This is a genomic window from Paenibacillus lacisoli (genome assembly GCF_030580655.1).
GTDB lineage: Bacteria > Bacillota > Bacilli > Paenibacillales > Paenibacillaceae > Paenibacillus > Paenibacillus lacisoli.
In genome coordinates this window covers 38,992-52,121 of sequence record NZ_JAUQTB010000019.1, presented here as the reverse complement: position 1 = coordinate 52,121, position 13,130 = coordinate 38,992, and the positions used below count along the sequence as shown (strand labels likewise).

Here is a 13,130-nt window from a genome sequence, read left to right as displayed (position 1 = left end):
CGTCTTTGACTCATGTTTGCTACTCCATTCGTTTTTCTCAAATCTTACCATAATATTTAGTTTTCAGACACATCCTAGAAGAGATTGAGAAATTCTACAACAGTCTGCTGACAGATCATCGCGTCAAGGTCATTGTACCGCTGGCCGGCAACGTGTTCAGCAAAGCTTATGGAATTGTTGAAGACCCGTTTGGTGTGCAGCTTCAACTGATGTACGATGAGCGATTGAAGTAAGTAACCGTCCGAAATTCAAGCACATCTGCAAGACAGGCCGCTTCCCTGAGGAGCGGTCTGCTTGTGATGAGCTTATCTGGAACAAATCATTTTATAGAAATAGTTCTAAGGTAATGAACTCGTTCTTCCTTTATCGTGAAGTTTACGATTAATATGTCGAAAAAAGCAATATTTTGTATGTTATATTAGTCTCTTTCATACAACATATAGGAATCAATACCTAATTCAGGATATGATAACTTAAAATTTTCCAATAGATATGAAGACATTCAGGGGGGACACTTTTTGAGATTTCATTTATCACTTCGCATGAAAATTCTATTCAGTTTCTTATCCATCATTTTGCTGTTTGTGGCGACCGTTGTCTCCACAACGGTGATGAACCGGCAGATCATCCAGAAAACGAGCCTTATTATGGAGTCACAGCAGCGTATGAGCGTCATTCAAAGACTGAATCTGTACGCGCGAATGACCGATGATGACGGTGCCGCTTATATGCTGGCTTCGCCGGGCACCCGGGATTCTTACAGAACGCGCTACGATGCAGACATCAAGTTTGTCGAGACGGAGCTTTCCAATCTTAAAGCAATGACTGCAAATGCACAGGATCTTCAACAGATTGCTAAATTTACTGAACGGTGGCGCAGCAGTCTGGAGAACAAACAGGCCATTATGGATGCCCTTCTCACGGATTTCAGCAATGCCCAAAACAACTATACCAGGGATTCGTATGATCCCATCGCCTTCTCCCTGCTTTCTTTAGTAAAAGGAGAGGAAGCTAAAATGGAAGCTTACAGGCAGGATATCAAGAATACCAATCAGCTCGTTCAATATTTGAGCTATGGTCTTGCTGCGGCAGCTATCATTCTCTCTCTCGGCATTGCATTCATGCTGTCCCAGTATATGATCCGCCGCATCAGCCAGTTGAAAAACAGCGCCGAATCTGTTGCACAAGGAGATCTAAACCTTGCTGAGCTTAAATTCAAGGGGAATGATGAGCTATCCAAGCTCTCGGACGCATTCAACAGTATGACCTCCTCACTGCGGGATATTATCGGAAACGCCGAAGAAGTGTCCATTCATACTGCAGCCTCTTCCGTTCAATTGAAATCCAGTGCGGAACAGACCGGACAAGCCACTTTACATATCTCTGATGCCATGCAGCAAATTACAGAAGGGATTGAGCAGCAGGTACAGCATTTGATGGAGAATGCCAGCACCATGGAAGAACTGTCCAGCAAGGTTACCCATATCGCAGAGCATGGACAGTCGGTATTGGGTTCTGTCAGCACTACCTCTGCCACTGCCTTGCAAGGTAAAGAAGAATTAAGCCGTGCTATACAGCAGATCCGCATCATCGAGGGAAGCAACAGCGGACTTACCCAAGTGATCCTCGGGTTGAATGACCAGATTGACCAAATTTCAAGTGCAGTCCGCCTCATTACGGAGATCAGTTCGCAGACAGACCTGCTTGCTTTGAATGCCAGCATTGAAGCTGCCCGGGCAGGCGAACAAGGTCGGGGGTTCTCGGTCGTGGCCCAAGAAGTACGCAAGCTCGCCGAACAGTCCAAAACATCAGCCGATCAGATATCCCGGCTGGTGTCAGGTATCCAGCAGGTAGCGGAGAAAGCTGTGGATGAAATGAATCAGGGAACGATCGAAATTCAGAAAGGCATTCAACTTGTCGATCTGGCAGGAGTGTCCTTTGAAGGGATATTGGAGCTCATTCGCCAGGCTGAACGTGATGTGGAAGAAGTCAGCCAGGAAGCAATGCTGATTCTGGACGATTCCGTCCGCGTGAATTCAGGAATGGACGCGGTCACCCGGATTGCGAAACAGAACGCGGCCAATACCCAAACGATATCTGCCTCTACACAGGAGCAGCTAGCCTCCATGGAGGAAATTACTGCCTCTTCCGGTTCGCTCTCCGAATTGGCCGGCACCCTGAAGACATTGATTGGCAAATTCAAATTATAATACCGGATAGAAAGGAATGCTCAGCACATGAAGGCACTCAAAGTTTTAATTATTGCGGCAGTAATGGGGTTGACGGCCTGCTCCAGCTCTGCCGGATCTGACAGCCCTGTCACCCTGAAGGTATGGACAACGACTGTTGATCAGGCAACTACGGTATTAAAGGAACGAATTAAACGGTTTGAAAGTGAACATCCGAATATCAAGGTCCAAGTCGAAGAGCTGTCGATGGGAGCGGCCTCCAGCCAATTCAAAACCTCCATGCTGGGCAGCGATGCCCCGGATCTGTTCCGGTCAGACAATGCGTGGGTATCCGAACTTGGAGAACTGGGTCTCCTCCATCCTCTCGATGACTATATTACCGAGTCGGACCGGAAGGATTTTATCGACTCTGCCATTCAATCTGTAGAACATAATCATCAGTTAATGGGTTTGCCTATAGTTATGGAGGCTCCCGCCCTGCTGTATAACAAAAAAATGCTGCAGTCCGCAGGGTTGAACAGCCCGCCCGCTACGATGAATGAGCTGCTCGAAGATGCCAAAAAATTAACCGATGAGAATCACTATGGAATCTACCTGTCCAATGACTCTTATATTGCTCAATCCTACTTATGGGCTTTTGGTGGAGGAACGGTAACGAATGACAAAGAAATCCGGATTACTTCCCCGGAATCCAAAGCTGCCATTGAATTCATGCTTACATTAAAAAAAGAACAGGTAATTCAGCCCTATTCGGATTACCAGGACGGTTATGAGAAAATGATGAATGATTTCAAGGAAGGTAGAGCAGCTATGACTATTAATGGTCCGTGGGCCGTTAACGATATCCTGAGCGGACAAGCGTTTAAGGATCCCGCAAACCTGGGGATCACCGCTGTACCGAAGGGACCCGGAGGCCAGGGCTCTCCTGCAGGCGGCCACAGCTGGGTCATGGGCAAATACTCCCAGCATCCCGAAGAAGCTTATGAACTCGCCCATTTTCTGACAGACACCAGCACGCAGCTCGAGCTTACCAAGCAGTTGAAAACCCTGCCGACAAGAAAAAGCACGTATGAAAATGCAGAGCTTCAGTCTGACCTGGTCGTACAGGGCTTCAAAACCCAGCTTGAAGCGGCAAAATCACGTCCATTGTTCCCCGAGGAGGGTCAGCTTTACAGCGATTTCACCGGTAATCTAAGCGACATTCTGCTCGGCAGCCAGTCCATAGATGAAGGTCTGAACAACATCCAGAATGCATGGAAGACTTTGCTGAACATCAAAGATTAACCCCTCGCCGCATGCGAGACACTGAAAGCCCCTTAAGTTAGACAGGAAGAAGTCCGATGAATCCTGCTAATGAAGGGGCTTTTCTATTTTTTCATTTTACAAATTATCCCTTCTGATATAGCATTTCATTATAACTTAAGAGGAGGGTACTGGATGACGACAGTAGGTATATTAGGAGTTGTTCACGATGATGAACTCAGGCAAAAATACGGGCTGTCCCTGAATGTAATTGAAGAGCTGATTCTTGAATTTGAACCCGATGTTATCTGCGGAGAAGTGCTCCCAGCAAGCTGGGCGAAATATCAGGAGGACCCGGCGGTGCGGGGATATTGGGGAGAGCCAGCCAGTGAATATTGGGAGCTGATTTTCCCTTTATGCGAGGAGAGGCAGATCGAATTTGTACCGATAGACTGGGTGGAGCTGGATGTCTGGCTGGATTTTGACCCGTTCTTAAATTATGAAGAAGAACAACAGCAGCAGCTCAATAACGAATTGGAGCAATGGTTCGAGAAGCAGCTGACAGCCTGCCGTTCAGGTCTGCTGCCTTTCAACTCCGCCGATTTTGACAAGGTAACGACGCAAAAATATGAATGGCTGGAACAGATGAACCCCCGTGCTCAAATCCTTCGGTGGGAATGCAGGCATCTGATCATGATTCAGCGAATTCGCAATGCCATCAGACAGCATAAGGGGAAACGGGTATTGTGTATCGTTGGTGCGGATCATAATCATGTTTTGTACAAAGAACTGTCCGGAGAACAGGACCTTCATGTTGTGTATCCTCTCCGGACCTAAACAGATTATGAACAAAGTTTTGATTATTGGCATCGTAGCGAGCGGCAAAACCACTTTAGCCCAACATTTATCACTGAGCACAGGCATCCCCTGGTTTGAATTGGATTCCATCGTACATCATCAGATCGAATCGATCCGGATTAAACGTACCGCAGACGAGCAGGCAGAAGTAATCTCACACATTGACCGGCAGGGTGCCTGGATTATGGAAGGCACGGACCGGGCCTCCTATCAATTTCTGTATGATATGGCAGACATCATCATTTTTTTGGATCCGCTTTTGTGGAAGCGGAAACTTCGAATTTTCACACGTTATCTCAAGCAAAAGCTTGGCATAGAACCTTGTCATTATAAACCTGATTTGAAGATGCTGCGATTGATGTACCAATGGACCAGAGACTTTGAACAAAACAGACCGGCTTTTGAATACAAGCTGCGATCCTACGGCCTTAAGGTGATTCGACTTACAGATAACAGACCGTCTAGGTCTGACAAGCTTCTACGAAGGCCTTGAACAGCTTCATGCTGCTGTCATCGGATGTATAACTAAGCTCAGGGTGCCACTGCACAGCCACCATAAACTTGTGATCCGGCATCACTACCGCCTCAACCAGTCCGTCCTCTGCGAGTGCCGCAGCAAGCAATTGGCTGGATAATTTCCGGATCCCCTGATGGTGCAGGCTGTTGACGGACAAGGAATCCTTTTGCACAATCTGATGCAGCAGTGATCCTTCCTCTATGTATACCTCATGCACGGGCTCGCTGTAAGACGCATGCTGCCGGTGTATAACCTTATGTTCGCTGTAGCGCTGACTGGGAAGATCCTGGTACAGGGTCCCTCCTAACAGCGCATTAAACAGCTGCAGTCCACGACAGATGCCGAACACCGGTAGCCCCACCTCCCTCACCCGCTCAAACAATAACTTCTCCATAAGGTCCCGTTCACCGCATATTTCACCGCACGCCTCTGTTTTCACTTCACCATAAATATGAGGATCAAGATCCTGCCCACCCGTGAACAGAAATCCGTCCAATAGGTCTGTCATGGAATGGATGGCATCAGCATTCGAGGTTAACGGCACCATGAACGGAATTCCTCCCGCCTGCTCAATGGCCTTCATATAACCCGGAAGCATCCAGTAGCTGTCCTTATCCTTATCATATAAAGGCAGGACGCCTATTCTTGGTTTACTCAATGTTCTATTCCCCCATCTGCAGCAAGCTGGCTAAAGTTTCTTTTCTTGCATTATACAATAATAAAAAGACTGCCTATCTCTCAAGGGAAAGCCGTAGCGCTCTACTTATACGCAGAAAGCCATTGACGCAGAAGCCGACGATCTGCAGTGCTCTGTAATCTGTATCTATACTCCGGTAATTTTTGTACACCGTACCGCCGAGCCACTCCTGCTTCCGGAAGCCTTTGCTAAAATAATCATCCACGACCCCATTCGTTCTCGTCCCGGACGGCTGCAGGGTAGACGTAATCACCGGATGCTCTACCGAGATCCGGTATACGTCATTTCTCCGCCTCCTGTATCCTTGCCTTAATTAACGAAACACCTTGTAATCGATTTCTCTCATCGCTATATTTCCTTTCTCGTCATTGAGAATTGCGCTTGACCTCGAAATAATTGGGTAATTATAAATTACATTCTTACTTACTACGAACTATATCGATAATGAAAGGGGTTTGAACACATGGATACGCAATCGAGGAATTCTCTTATTTATGGTGCAGTAGCCGGAGCGATCATCGGAGGTGCTGTCGGTATTCTTCTCTCCCCGCAGCAGCGGCCAAAAGTGATGGCCAAAATTGAAGACACTGCTGATTTTATTAAAGAGGCCGGTAACGTTCTTAATGAACAAGGGATGATGCTGGCTGACAAAAGCCAGGAAGTGGCAGGTGTAATCAAGGATTCGATCAGCGTCGCCAAAGACATCAAGGACGAGACACAAACCGCGGCGCAGGGTGTGAAATCCGAAATTTCAAATTTCAAACAGTCCTGATATCTTCATAAGCCCGCCTGAACATAAAGAGAGCTTCCGCTCTCTTTTTTGGCGTTTTATTGCAGGTAATTATCGATTAGAACCGATCTCTTTCACCCTGTACCAATAATTGTAGCTATGTTCGTATCCCAGCTTTTCATACAGCCTGAGCGCCGGCTTGTTATGGTCAATGACCGCCAAGTAACTGGCTTCGGCGCCGCGGGCTTTTCCCCAGTGCAGCAGATGAAGTATCATCTGTTCTGCCAATCCCTGATTCCGGTACTTCGGGTCCGTGACGATGTCGTACAGGCCGATATATCCCCGTTCGCAGACCCCCAACCCGCAGGCCACCACCTTATCTTCGTGATACAGTGAAATAAATCCTTTTGCAAGGATAATGCCGTTCAACATAGAGATCATCGTTGCCCTGTGCTGCTCCTTGACTTCATTGATCCGGATCAATGCCTCAAGCCACTCTTCCGTCAACTGTTCCTGGATCGTGTAAGCGGTCCAATAAGGACGACGCAGGGCATCAAGAGTCATTGTCTGCACCTGGGTAACATCCTCAACCCTATAATCCTGCCCTTCCAACAGCTGATCAAGATCTGCCGGCTTCACGAACGGCGTTATTTTGAAAATGGTCCGCTGACCGCATGCTGTATAGAATTGCTCACATGTCTTAATTTTCTCTTCCACATCCACGGTTGATCCGAAGATCGGACTAATGGAGTTGGCACGTTTGGTGTAGCCGTTAGCTAGACGCAGCATCCAGCCATCTGTCATAAGAGTTGACAGCGACGGCCAGTGGTTTAATGAGAGCTCCTCAAGATGATACTTCAGCATTTCATCCCTCCTCAATAATGAATTATAATACAAATTTATGAATTTAAATACAGACTCACATCCTATCTCTTACTCTTTCAATCCAGCCTTCTTTGTTTAAGTTGGCGCTATGACGGTTACATACTTGTGAGTTCGCATGAACATTTTGCAGACTGTATTTAAAAGTTAGGTACTAAAAAATAGTATTCAAGGAGGAACCATCATGGCAGACCAATATACTCTGCAAGACCCAAGCACCCAGTACCCCAAGGCTGGACCAGAATTTCAGCAGCAGCAGGAAGGACCTGGACTTCAGAAGGACATGACTCCTGTACCGGATTCCGGTGAGGAATTGTATCGTGGTACCGGCCGCCTGACAGGCCGCAAAGCAATTGTAACCGGTGCGGACAGCGGGATCGGACGCGCAGTGGCCATTGCTTTTGCCCGTGAAGGCGCTGACGTCCTCCTCTCTTATATGCCGGAGGAAGAAGAAGATGCGAAGCAGGTTGTGAAGCTGGTGGAAGAAGCCGGACGTAAAGCCGTTGCGATCCCTGGTGACATCAAGGACAAGCAGTATTGTGAACAGCTCGTATCCGCAGCAGTGCAGGAGTTTGGCGGCCTGGATATTCTGGCCAACGTAGCCGGCAAGCAGCAGTATGTCGAAGACATTGCTGACTTGACGGACGAACAGTTCGACGAGACGTTCAAGACGAATGTGTATTCCATGTTCTGGCTGAGCAAAGCTGCGCTGAAGCATATGAAGCCAGGCAGCAGCATCATTAATACGACATCGATTCAGGCCTACAGCCCTGCACCGATTCTGCTGGACTATGCAACTACCAAGTCCGCGATTAACACGTTCACGAAAGCCCTGGCTCAGCAGGTTGGCAGCAAGGGAATTCGTGTTAATGCGGTGGCACCGGGACCGGTATGGACTCCGCTGCAGATCGTAGGCGGACAGCCGGAAGACGCGCTGAAGGAGTTCGGCAACCAGACACCACTGGGCCGTCCAGGTCAGCCGATCGAGATGGCACCGGCCTATGTATTCCTGGCAAGCCAGGAATCAAGCTATGTCAGCGGTGAGACGCTGAATGCCAACGGCGGTATGCCAACACCATAAGCATTCGCTCACAAAGGGCACCTTTCCGGAATGGAAGGGTGCTTTTTTTGTGCCCACCCCTGGCAATCGTTTAAACTGGTTTTGACGCAAAAAGGTTTACTTAGATAAAAGAGGTGATTGGCTTGAAAAGTGAGGTTCTTTATGAGGAGTTCCTCCGTATTACTGCAGAACTCCAACAGCAGTTGAAGATAACGCCTGTCCTGTACGGATCCCTGGGACTGGAGCGGGCAACCGAAATGTGGTTTGCTCCGCAGGATATCGATATTCTTGTGCCTGAACGGTATATCCGGGAAGATTGGACTATGCTGCAGGAGGTAATGGAAGGAGTAGGTTATGTCTTAACCGATCTGCATGAACACAAGTTTAAGAAAAGCGACCTGTCTGAGTCTGAGAAAAGCAGCTTATCCCAACATGATTATTATGAGGTCGGGTTTGCCTACGAAGAGGATCTTCTTCCTTTTGCCGGTATCTCCCCTGAGGAATTGAAGGTCATTGCAGATGGCCCTGCACCCTATCGCCTTTTGTCCGCCCAGCAGTATCTGGAGGTATACAACCGCTCCTCGCAGGACAGCTATCGAAGAGACAAAAATAATGATAAAGATTTGGATAAGATCGAACGGATACAAAGCTGGATTCATGAAAATAACCATAACTAAAAAATTCCGGACAGGATGATCCTGTCCGGGATTTTTGGGATAGGGTTCAGCACTTTGATATAATCTTGTCGATCAGGCCGTAAGCCACGGCTTCAGCTGCATCCAGGAAATAATCGCGGTCCGAATCCTTATCGATCCGCTTCAGAGTCTGACCGGTATGGTCGGCCAGCAGCTGGTTTAGACGCTGGCGATGCTGCAGCCGCCTTTCATCCATGCTAGACTCAGGAAACAGCACTTTTTTACAAAGGGGATCTAATCAATGAAGCCATTAATCCATATTTCTGCTCTGAAATATCCGAATCATGCTCATTATGACTGGCAGGGAACCCTGCTGGAGCAGACCGAGGACTTTATCATCGTGTGGTGTGAGGCTGGCCGTCCGCTGGCCCATCATACGAAGCAAAAGGTATTCACTATTGAACATGCTTCTCTGGAATTCTTTTTCCTCAAGGAGTGGTTTACCGCTGCCATTGAATTCAAGCAGGGACAAAACACATCCTACTATTGTAACATCGCTATGCCATCCGTCCTGGACGGAGACCGGCTTTCCTTTGTGGATCTGGATCTCGACCTGCTTCGCTCCCCGCAGGGGGAATGGATGGTCGTGGATGAAGATGAATTCGTAGAGAACAGTGTGAAGTATGACTATCCGGAAGCGTTGAAGGAACAGGCCGTTCAGGCCTTACAGCGGCTGCAGGCGCGTGCCGAAAAGAAAACCTTCCCTTTCGATGAGGCTGCCCTGAAATGGGCTTCTCCCTTCCTGCCTTGTTCTCACTCATAACCAAAGAAAACATCGGAGCAGCTATTCGATTTTTATGTTACTGCAACCATTTGCTGCTGAATGATGTCAATAGGATCAAGAGACCGGCTGTGCAACATGACCGTACCAACCTCTATTTGAAAGGGGTGCTACATTGGATCCGACAACGAATAGGATATGCCCTCGTGCTGCTGGCCGATACCAGCAAAGAAAAATTAATCGAGTTAGCGGTGCAGCAAAAGGACAGCTCCTACTATCTTACCGATAAGCAAACTTATGAATCTCTAAAGGAAGGACAGAAGGTCAGGATTACCACCACGAATGAACAAATGGACTCCCTTCCTCCGATCCGTATTGCCAAAAATATCGAGATTTTATAATGGAGGCGGTCAAGCTGATGAATCAGCAGCGTAATGTTGTCTTTTATGGGGCGATGAGTCTGGATGGTTATATTGCACGGAAGAATCATTCCCTGGACTGGCTGATTGGGACAGAAGGTGAGGAAGAGAGCGGTTATGCCGAATTCTATGATACCGTAGATACTCTTCTGATGGGCCGTACCACCTATGAGCAGATTCAGGTGCTCTCGCCGGAGGCTTTTCCGTATGAAGGTAAAACCTGTTATGTATTCTCCCGGACTACGACCGGATCCGATGAACATGTCACCTTCGTGGACGAAGACGCTGAGGTCCTGGTCGGTCGGCTGAAGCAGCAGCCGGGACAGCGCATTTGGGTCGTCGGCGGTGGTGCGCTTCTGCGGCCTCTGATCCAGAAGCAGCTTATCGATGAATGGATCGTCCAGATTGCACCCGTGATCCTGGGTCAGGGCATTCCGCTGTTCATTCCCGGCGAGCAGGAGAATCAGCTAAAGCTGCTGGATGTACGGCGTTTCGGTCAGTTTGCAGAATTGCATTATGAACGGCGTTCAGAAATCATTTCAAAAAATCAATAGCGATCAGGAGGCGGCCGCCAAGCCGCTTCTTTGCTTTCTCGGAGATTAATATATAGATATTTGCACATTCGAGGAAATTCCTCCCCTCTTGAATGGGTACAGAGTCTCTGTAATAAATATGAAATTAGTACCTTATTTTGTCATTTATTACGTTTTATGATTGAACTTGTCAATCCATGATGAACAGGAGGAATAATGATGAAAAAAAAGAATTGGCGTCTTTTCCTGGCGGGTACCTTCATTGCGGCACTCCTTGTGCTTATTATCAGCCCCCCGTCCAAAGCTCAGGCAGCAGCTTCGCATACCCCGGTCGTATTTGTACACGGGCTGGGAGGATCAGACAGTAATTTTCTGTATATTCAAAGCTATCTCCGCTCTCAAGGCTGGTCCAGCGACGAGATGTTCGCTATCGATCTTCCAAGCAAGCAGGGGGATCAACGGCTGAATTCAGCGGCAATTGCAAGCCTGGTAGACCAGGTCATCCAGAATACAGGCAGCTCCAAAGTGAATATTGTTGCCCACAGCATGGGCGGTGCTAACAGTCTGTATTACATATTGAACCGGAATGGAGGAGACAAGGTCGGTAAACTGATTACACTAGGCGGCGCGAACCGGCTCACTACCAGCACCGCTCCAGAAGGTGTTCAGGTGATTTCGATTTATTCCACCAGCGATACCATTGTGTCACCCTATCTGTCCATACTTAACGGAGCCCATAACATTCGAGTTACCGGTGTGTCCCACATTGGCCTGATCTTCAACTCGGGCGTGAACCGTCTGATTAGCGAAACACTTGCAGAGTAGGCGCTGCCGCAGAGAAGAGCCTTTCCAGAGGAATGGCTCTTCTTCATTTTGTCCCTATACTAAATTTCGTTCTTCAAATACCCGTTTGGCTGTCTGTATCGCATTCAGTACTCTCGGAAAACCCGTATACGGTGCACAATGCATAATAGCTTCTACAATCTCTCGGGTCGACAGCCCTACATTAAGCGCAGCATTCAGATGAACGGTCAACTGGGGCTCGCATCCTCCCTGGGTTGTCAATGAAGACAGGGTTACCAGCTGTCGCTGCTGCAGGCTTAATCCTTCCCGCGAATAGATGTCCCCAAAAGCAAACTCAATCACATATCTCCCCAAATCCGGAGCAACTTCCTGAAGGGATTGAATCACCCGCTCGCCCGCCTCTCCGTCGATCTTTTTCAGTTGTTCCCAGCCCCGTTCATAGCGCTCTGTCTGCGGGTCAACGGATTTACTTTTGTTCTCTTTTACGTTCATGTTCTAACCTCCCAAAGTATTGTTTCATATTTTTCTATTAGCTCATTACGTATGTTACACCTTAGAGCGCGCTCTAAAGCAAGCCTGCCGTATGCTATAATCTGGAATATGAAGAATACTTATAGCATTCAGCAAGTAACCCAAATAACCGGGCTGTCCACCCACACCCTTCGTTATTACGAGAAAATAGGCTTGCTTTCCGGTATCCACCGCAATGAGCAGGGATATCGGCTATCTACCGAACAGGACCTGTCATGGATTGACTTTTTGCTGCGGCTGCGTGAGACCGGAATGCCTATTCATGGCATGATCCGCTTCTCCGAACTGCGGAGTCTGGGTGATGCAACCGTCACGGAACGCAGGCAGATGCTGGAGCATCATGAAGCGATCATCGAGCAGCAAATCCGCAAGCTTAGAGAGAACAAGAGGAGGATCCGGGATAAAATTCATTTTTATCAAAATCTGGAGGAAAGGATGAACGAAGCAGGGCTTTAAAGCTTTGCCTGCGCCCCCGCTCTGCTGCCCGCCCTCGTAGAAGGAGCCCTCAAAGGCCATGATGTAAATGACCTGGTAAAAAAGCTGGGACTGTTCGAGTAGGATGACTTTATCTGCGTTATCCAATCATTTGGCAGTCAGCACATGCACGATGAGGTAAGATTAATAGAGCCTTTACTATATTGATAATGAGAGGAATGCCTATGCAGATCAATCAAGCATTTGGGAAATTTCCCGATCTGGCCTCAGAGCAGCTGCTGCTTCGTCAGATCACGGCCGAGCATCTGGATGATGTCTACCGGATTTACAGTGATGATACCGTATTTGAATACTGCGGAATTATTCCGAAGCATAACCAGGCAACAGTAAAGTCGATGATCGGACATTTTGAACGGGATTATCTTAAAAAGACGAGGATTAAATGGGGAATCTTTACCCAGGATGAGCCTGACCGACTGGTCGGCATCGCTGAAGCCATGGAGTGGAACAGTAAAGTGAATATGGTAACGATTGGGTATTTTCTCGCAAGGGATCACTGGGGCCGTGGCATTGCTACGGAAGCTGTGCAAGTCTTGGTGAAGTACCTGTTCGAAGTCGTAGAGGTGAACCGCATTCAGGCCGAGGTCATGCCAGCCAATGAAGCATCCAAGCAGGTACTGCTGAAGAACGGATTTATCCGGGAAGGACTTCTTCGCCAAGCCTCTGTCTGGTCGGGCAAGGGCATTGTCGATCTGGAGATTTATGGTCTGCTGCGTGCGGACGTACAGGAAGCTTAATGTCTATTCCGATAAAAAGA

Annotated in this window: 18 protein-coding genes and 1 pseudogene; 14 read left to right on the top strand and 5 right to left on the bottom strand. The window is 48.0% G+C overall.

What is annotated here, in order from left to right:
• Window positions 1-74: 74 nt before the first annotated feature.
• The 5 genes and pseudogenes from Q5741_RS20005 to Q5741_RS19985 form a co-directional block, all read left to right on the top strand.
• Window positions 75-233 (top strand): annotated as a pseudogene (locus Q5741_RS20005) (VOC family protein); the annotation flags it as partial.
• Between the two features lie 285 nt (window positions 234-518).
• Window positions 519-2,210 (top strand): methyl-accepting chemotaxis protein, encoded by a 1,692-nt coding sequence (locus Q5741_RS20000; protein ID WP_305025878.1) that lies wholly within the window; start codon window positions 519-521, stop codon window positions 2,208-2,210.
• Window positions 2,211-2,237: 27 nt separating this feature from the next.
• On the top strand, window positions 2,238-3,473 hold the full coding sequence (locus Q5741_RS19995) for an extracellular solute-binding protein (RefSeq protein WP_305025877.1): 1,236 nt from the start codon (window positions 2,238-2,240) through the stop codon (window positions 3,471-3,473).
• A 153-nt stretch (window positions 3,474-3,626) separates the two neighbouring features.
• The gene (locus Q5741_RS19990) at window positions 3,627-4,268 is read left to right on the top strand and encodes a hypothetical protein (protein WP_305025876.1); all 642 of its coding nucleotides are present in this window, start codon (window positions 3,627-3,629) and stop codon (window positions 4,266-4,268) included.
• A 7-nt stretch (window positions 4,269-4,275) separates the two neighbouring features.
• Window positions 4,276-4,782, top strand: a complete 507-nt coding sequence (locus tag Q5741_RS19985) for a P-loop NTPase family protein (RefSeq protein WP_305025875.1) — start codon at window positions 4,276-4,278, stop codon at window positions 4,780-4,782.
• Here Q5741_RS19985 and Q5741_RS19980 read toward each other — a convergent pair.
• Complete coding sequence (locus Q5741_RS19980; protein ID WP_305025874.1) at window positions 4,751-5,464, bottom strand: gamma-glutamyl-gamma-aminobutyrate hydrolase family protein; 714 nt, start codon at window positions 5,462-5,464, stop codon at window positions 4,751-4,753. The genes Q5741_RS19985 and Q5741_RS19980 overlap by 32 nt on opposite strands.
• A gap of 73 nt (window positions 5,465-5,537) precedes the next feature.
• Window positions 5,538-5,756, bottom strand: a complete 219-nt coding sequence (locus Q5741_RS19975) for a hypothetical protein (RefSeq protein WP_305025873.1) — start codon at window positions 5,754-5,756, stop codon at window positions 5,538-5,540.
• A gap of 210 nt (window positions 5,757-5,966) precedes the next feature.
• On the opposite strand from Q5741_RS19975, the gene Q5741_RS19970 reads away from it, so the two are divergent.
• The gene (locus tag Q5741_RS19970; protein WP_305025872.1) at window positions 5,967-6,275 is read left to right on the top strand and encodes a YtxH domain-containing protein; all 309 of its coding nucleotides are present in this window, start codon (window positions 5,967-5,969) and stop codon (window positions 6,273-6,275) included.
• 69 nt (window positions 6,276-6,344) lie between these two features.
• On the opposite strand, the gene Q5741_RS19965 is transcribed toward Q5741_RS19970, so the two are convergent.
• A complete protein-coding gene (locus Q5741_RS19965) occupies window positions 6,345-7,097 on the bottom strand; it encodes a GNAT family N-acetyltransferase (protein WP_305025871.1) in 753 nt (250 codons plus the stop codon).
• A gap of 202 nt (window positions 7,098-7,299) precedes the next feature.
• On the opposite strand from Q5741_RS19965, the gene Q5741_RS19960 reads away from it, so the two are divergent.
• On the top strand, window positions 7,300-8,196 hold the full coding sequence (locus Q5741_RS19960; protein WP_305025870.1) for an SDR family oxidoreductase: 897 nt from the start codon (window positions 7,300-7,302) through the stop codon (window positions 8,194-8,196).
• A 122-nt stretch (window positions 8,197-8,318) separates the two neighbouring features.
• Complete coding sequence (locus Q5741_RS19955; protein ID WP_305025869.1) at window positions 8,319-8,852, top strand: hypothetical protein; 534 nt, start codon at window positions 8,319-8,321, stop codon at window positions 8,850-8,852.
• A 46-nt stretch (window positions 8,853-8,898) separates the two neighbouring features.
• Here the strand turns inward: Q5741_RS19955 and Q5741_RS19950 are convergent, their stop codons facing one another.
• The gene (locus Q5741_RS19950; protein WP_305025868.1) at window positions 8,899-9,066 is read right to left on the bottom strand and encodes a ClpP family protease; all 168 of its coding nucleotides are present in this window, start codon (window positions 9,064-9,066) and stop codon (window positions 8,899-8,901) included.
• A gap of 45 nt (window positions 9,067-9,111) precedes the next feature.
• On the opposite strand from Q5741_RS19950, the gene Q5741_RS19945 reads away from it, so the two are divergent.
• The 4 genes from Q5741_RS19945 (at window position 9,112) to Q5741_RS19930 (ending at window position 11,368) form a co-directional block, all read left to right on the top strand.
• Window positions 9,112-9,633: a DUF402 domain-containing protein gene (locus Q5741_RS19945; RefSeq protein WP_305025867.1), complete on the top strand. Its 522-nt coding sequence runs from the start codon at window positions 9,112-9,114 to the stop codon at window positions 9,631-9,633.
• Window positions 9,597-9,992: a DUF3221 domain-containing protein gene (locus Q5741_RS19940; RefSeq protein ID WP_305025866.1), complete on the top strand. Its 396-nt coding sequence runs from the start codon at window positions 9,597-9,599 to the stop codon at window positions 9,990-9,992. Before Q5741_RS19945 ends, Q5741_RS19940 begins: the two co-directional genes overlap by 37 nt.
• 17 nt (window positions 9,993-10,009) lie before the next feature.
• On the top strand, window positions 10,010-10,564 hold the full coding sequence (locus Q5741_RS19935) for a dihydrofolate reductase family protein (RefSeq protein ID WP_305025865.1): 555 nt from the start codon (window positions 10,010-10,012) through the stop codon (window positions 10,562-10,564).
• Window positions 10,565-10,759: 195 nt separating this feature from the next.
• Window positions 10,760-11,368 carry an esterase/lipase family protein gene (locus Q5741_RS19930; protein ID WP_407074394.1) on the top strand — a complete coding sequence of 203 codons (609 nt, stop codon included), beginning with the start codon at window positions 10,760-10,762 and terminating at the stop codon, window positions 11,366-11,368.
• A 54-nt stretch (window positions 11,369-11,422) separates the two neighbouring features.
• Here the strand turns inward: Q5741_RS19930 and Q5741_RS19925 are convergent, their stop codons facing one another.
• Window positions 11,423-11,839 carry a carboxymuconolactone decarboxylase family protein gene (locus Q5741_RS19925; protein ID WP_305025863.1) on the bottom strand — a complete coding sequence of 139 codons (417 nt, stop codon included), beginning with the start codon at window positions 11,837-11,839 and terminating at the stop codon, window positions 11,423-11,425.
• A 108-nt stretch (window positions 11,840-11,947) separates the two neighbouring features.
• On the opposite strand from Q5741_RS19925, the gene Q5741_RS19920 reads away from it, so the two are divergent.
• The gene (locus Q5741_RS19920) at window positions 11,948-12,334 is read left to right on the top strand and encodes a MerR family transcriptional regulator (protein WP_305025862.1); all 387 of its coding nucleotides are present in this window, start codon (window positions 11,948-11,950) and stop codon (window positions 12,332-12,334) included.
• A gap of 203 nt (window positions 12,335-12,537) precedes the next feature.
• Window positions 12,538-13,110: a GNAT family N-acetyltransferase gene (locus tag Q5741_RS19915; protein WP_305025861.1), complete on the top strand. Its 573-nt coding sequence runs from the start codon at window positions 12,538-12,540 to the stop codon at window positions 13,108-13,110.
• Window positions 13,111-13,130 lie beyond the last annotated feature (20 nt).

Coding starts and splice junctions, on each gene's coding strand:
- Q5741_RS19995 (WP_305025877.1), top strand. CDS start 2,238: ATGAAGGCACTCAAAGTTTTAATTATTGCGGCAGTAATGGGGTTGACG.
- Q5741_RS19990 (WP_305025876.1), top strand. CDS start 3,627: ATGACGACAGTAGGTATATTAGGAGTTGTTCACGATGATGAACTCAGG.
- Q5741_RS19985 (WP_305025875.1), top strand. CDS start 4,276: ATGAACAAAGTTTTGATTATTGGCATCGTAGCGAGCGGCAAAACCACT.
- Q5741_RS19970 (WP_305025872.1), top strand. CDS start 5,967: ATGGATACGCAATCGAGGAATTCTCTTATTTATGGTGCAGTAGCCGGA.
- Q5741_RS19965 (WP_305025871.1), bottom strand. CDS start 7,097: ATGCTGAAGTATCATCTTGAGGAGCTCTCATTAAACCACTGGCCGTCG.
- Q5741_RS19960 (WP_305025870.1), top strand. CDS start 7,300: ATGGCAGACCAATATACTCTGCAAGACCCAAGCACCCAGTACCCCAAG.
- Q5741_RS19950 (WP_305025868.1), bottom strand. CDS start 9,066: ATGGATGAAAGGCGGCTGCAGCATCGCCAGCGTCTAAACCAGCTGCTG.
- Q5741_RS19945 (WP_305025867.1), top strand. CDS start 9,112: ATGAAGCCATTAATCCATATTTCTGCTCTGAAATATCCGAATCATGCT.
- Q5741_RS19940 (WP_305025866.1), top strand. CDS start 9,597: ATGGGCTTCTCCCTTCCTGCCTTGTTCTCACTCATAACCAAAGAAAAC.
- Q5741_RS19935 (WP_305025865.1), top strand. CDS start 10,010: ATGAATCAGCAGCGTAATGTTGTCTTTTATGGGGCGATGAGTCTGGAT.
- Q5741_RS19930 (WP_407074394.1), top strand. CDS start 10,760: ATGATGAAAAAAAAGAATTGGCGTCTTTTCCTGGCGGGTACCTTCATT.
- Q5741_RS19925 (WP_305025863.1), bottom strand. CDS start 11,839: ATGAACGTAAAAGAGAACAAAAGTAAATCCGTTGACCCGCAGACAGAG.
- Q5741_RS19920 (WP_305025862.1), top strand. CDS start 11,948: ATGAAGAATACTTATAGCATTCAGCAAGTAACCCAAATAACCGGGCTG.
- Q5741_RS19915 (WP_305025861.1), top strand. CDS start 12,538: ATGCAGATCAATCAAGCATTTGGGAAATTTCCCGATCTGGCCTCAGAG.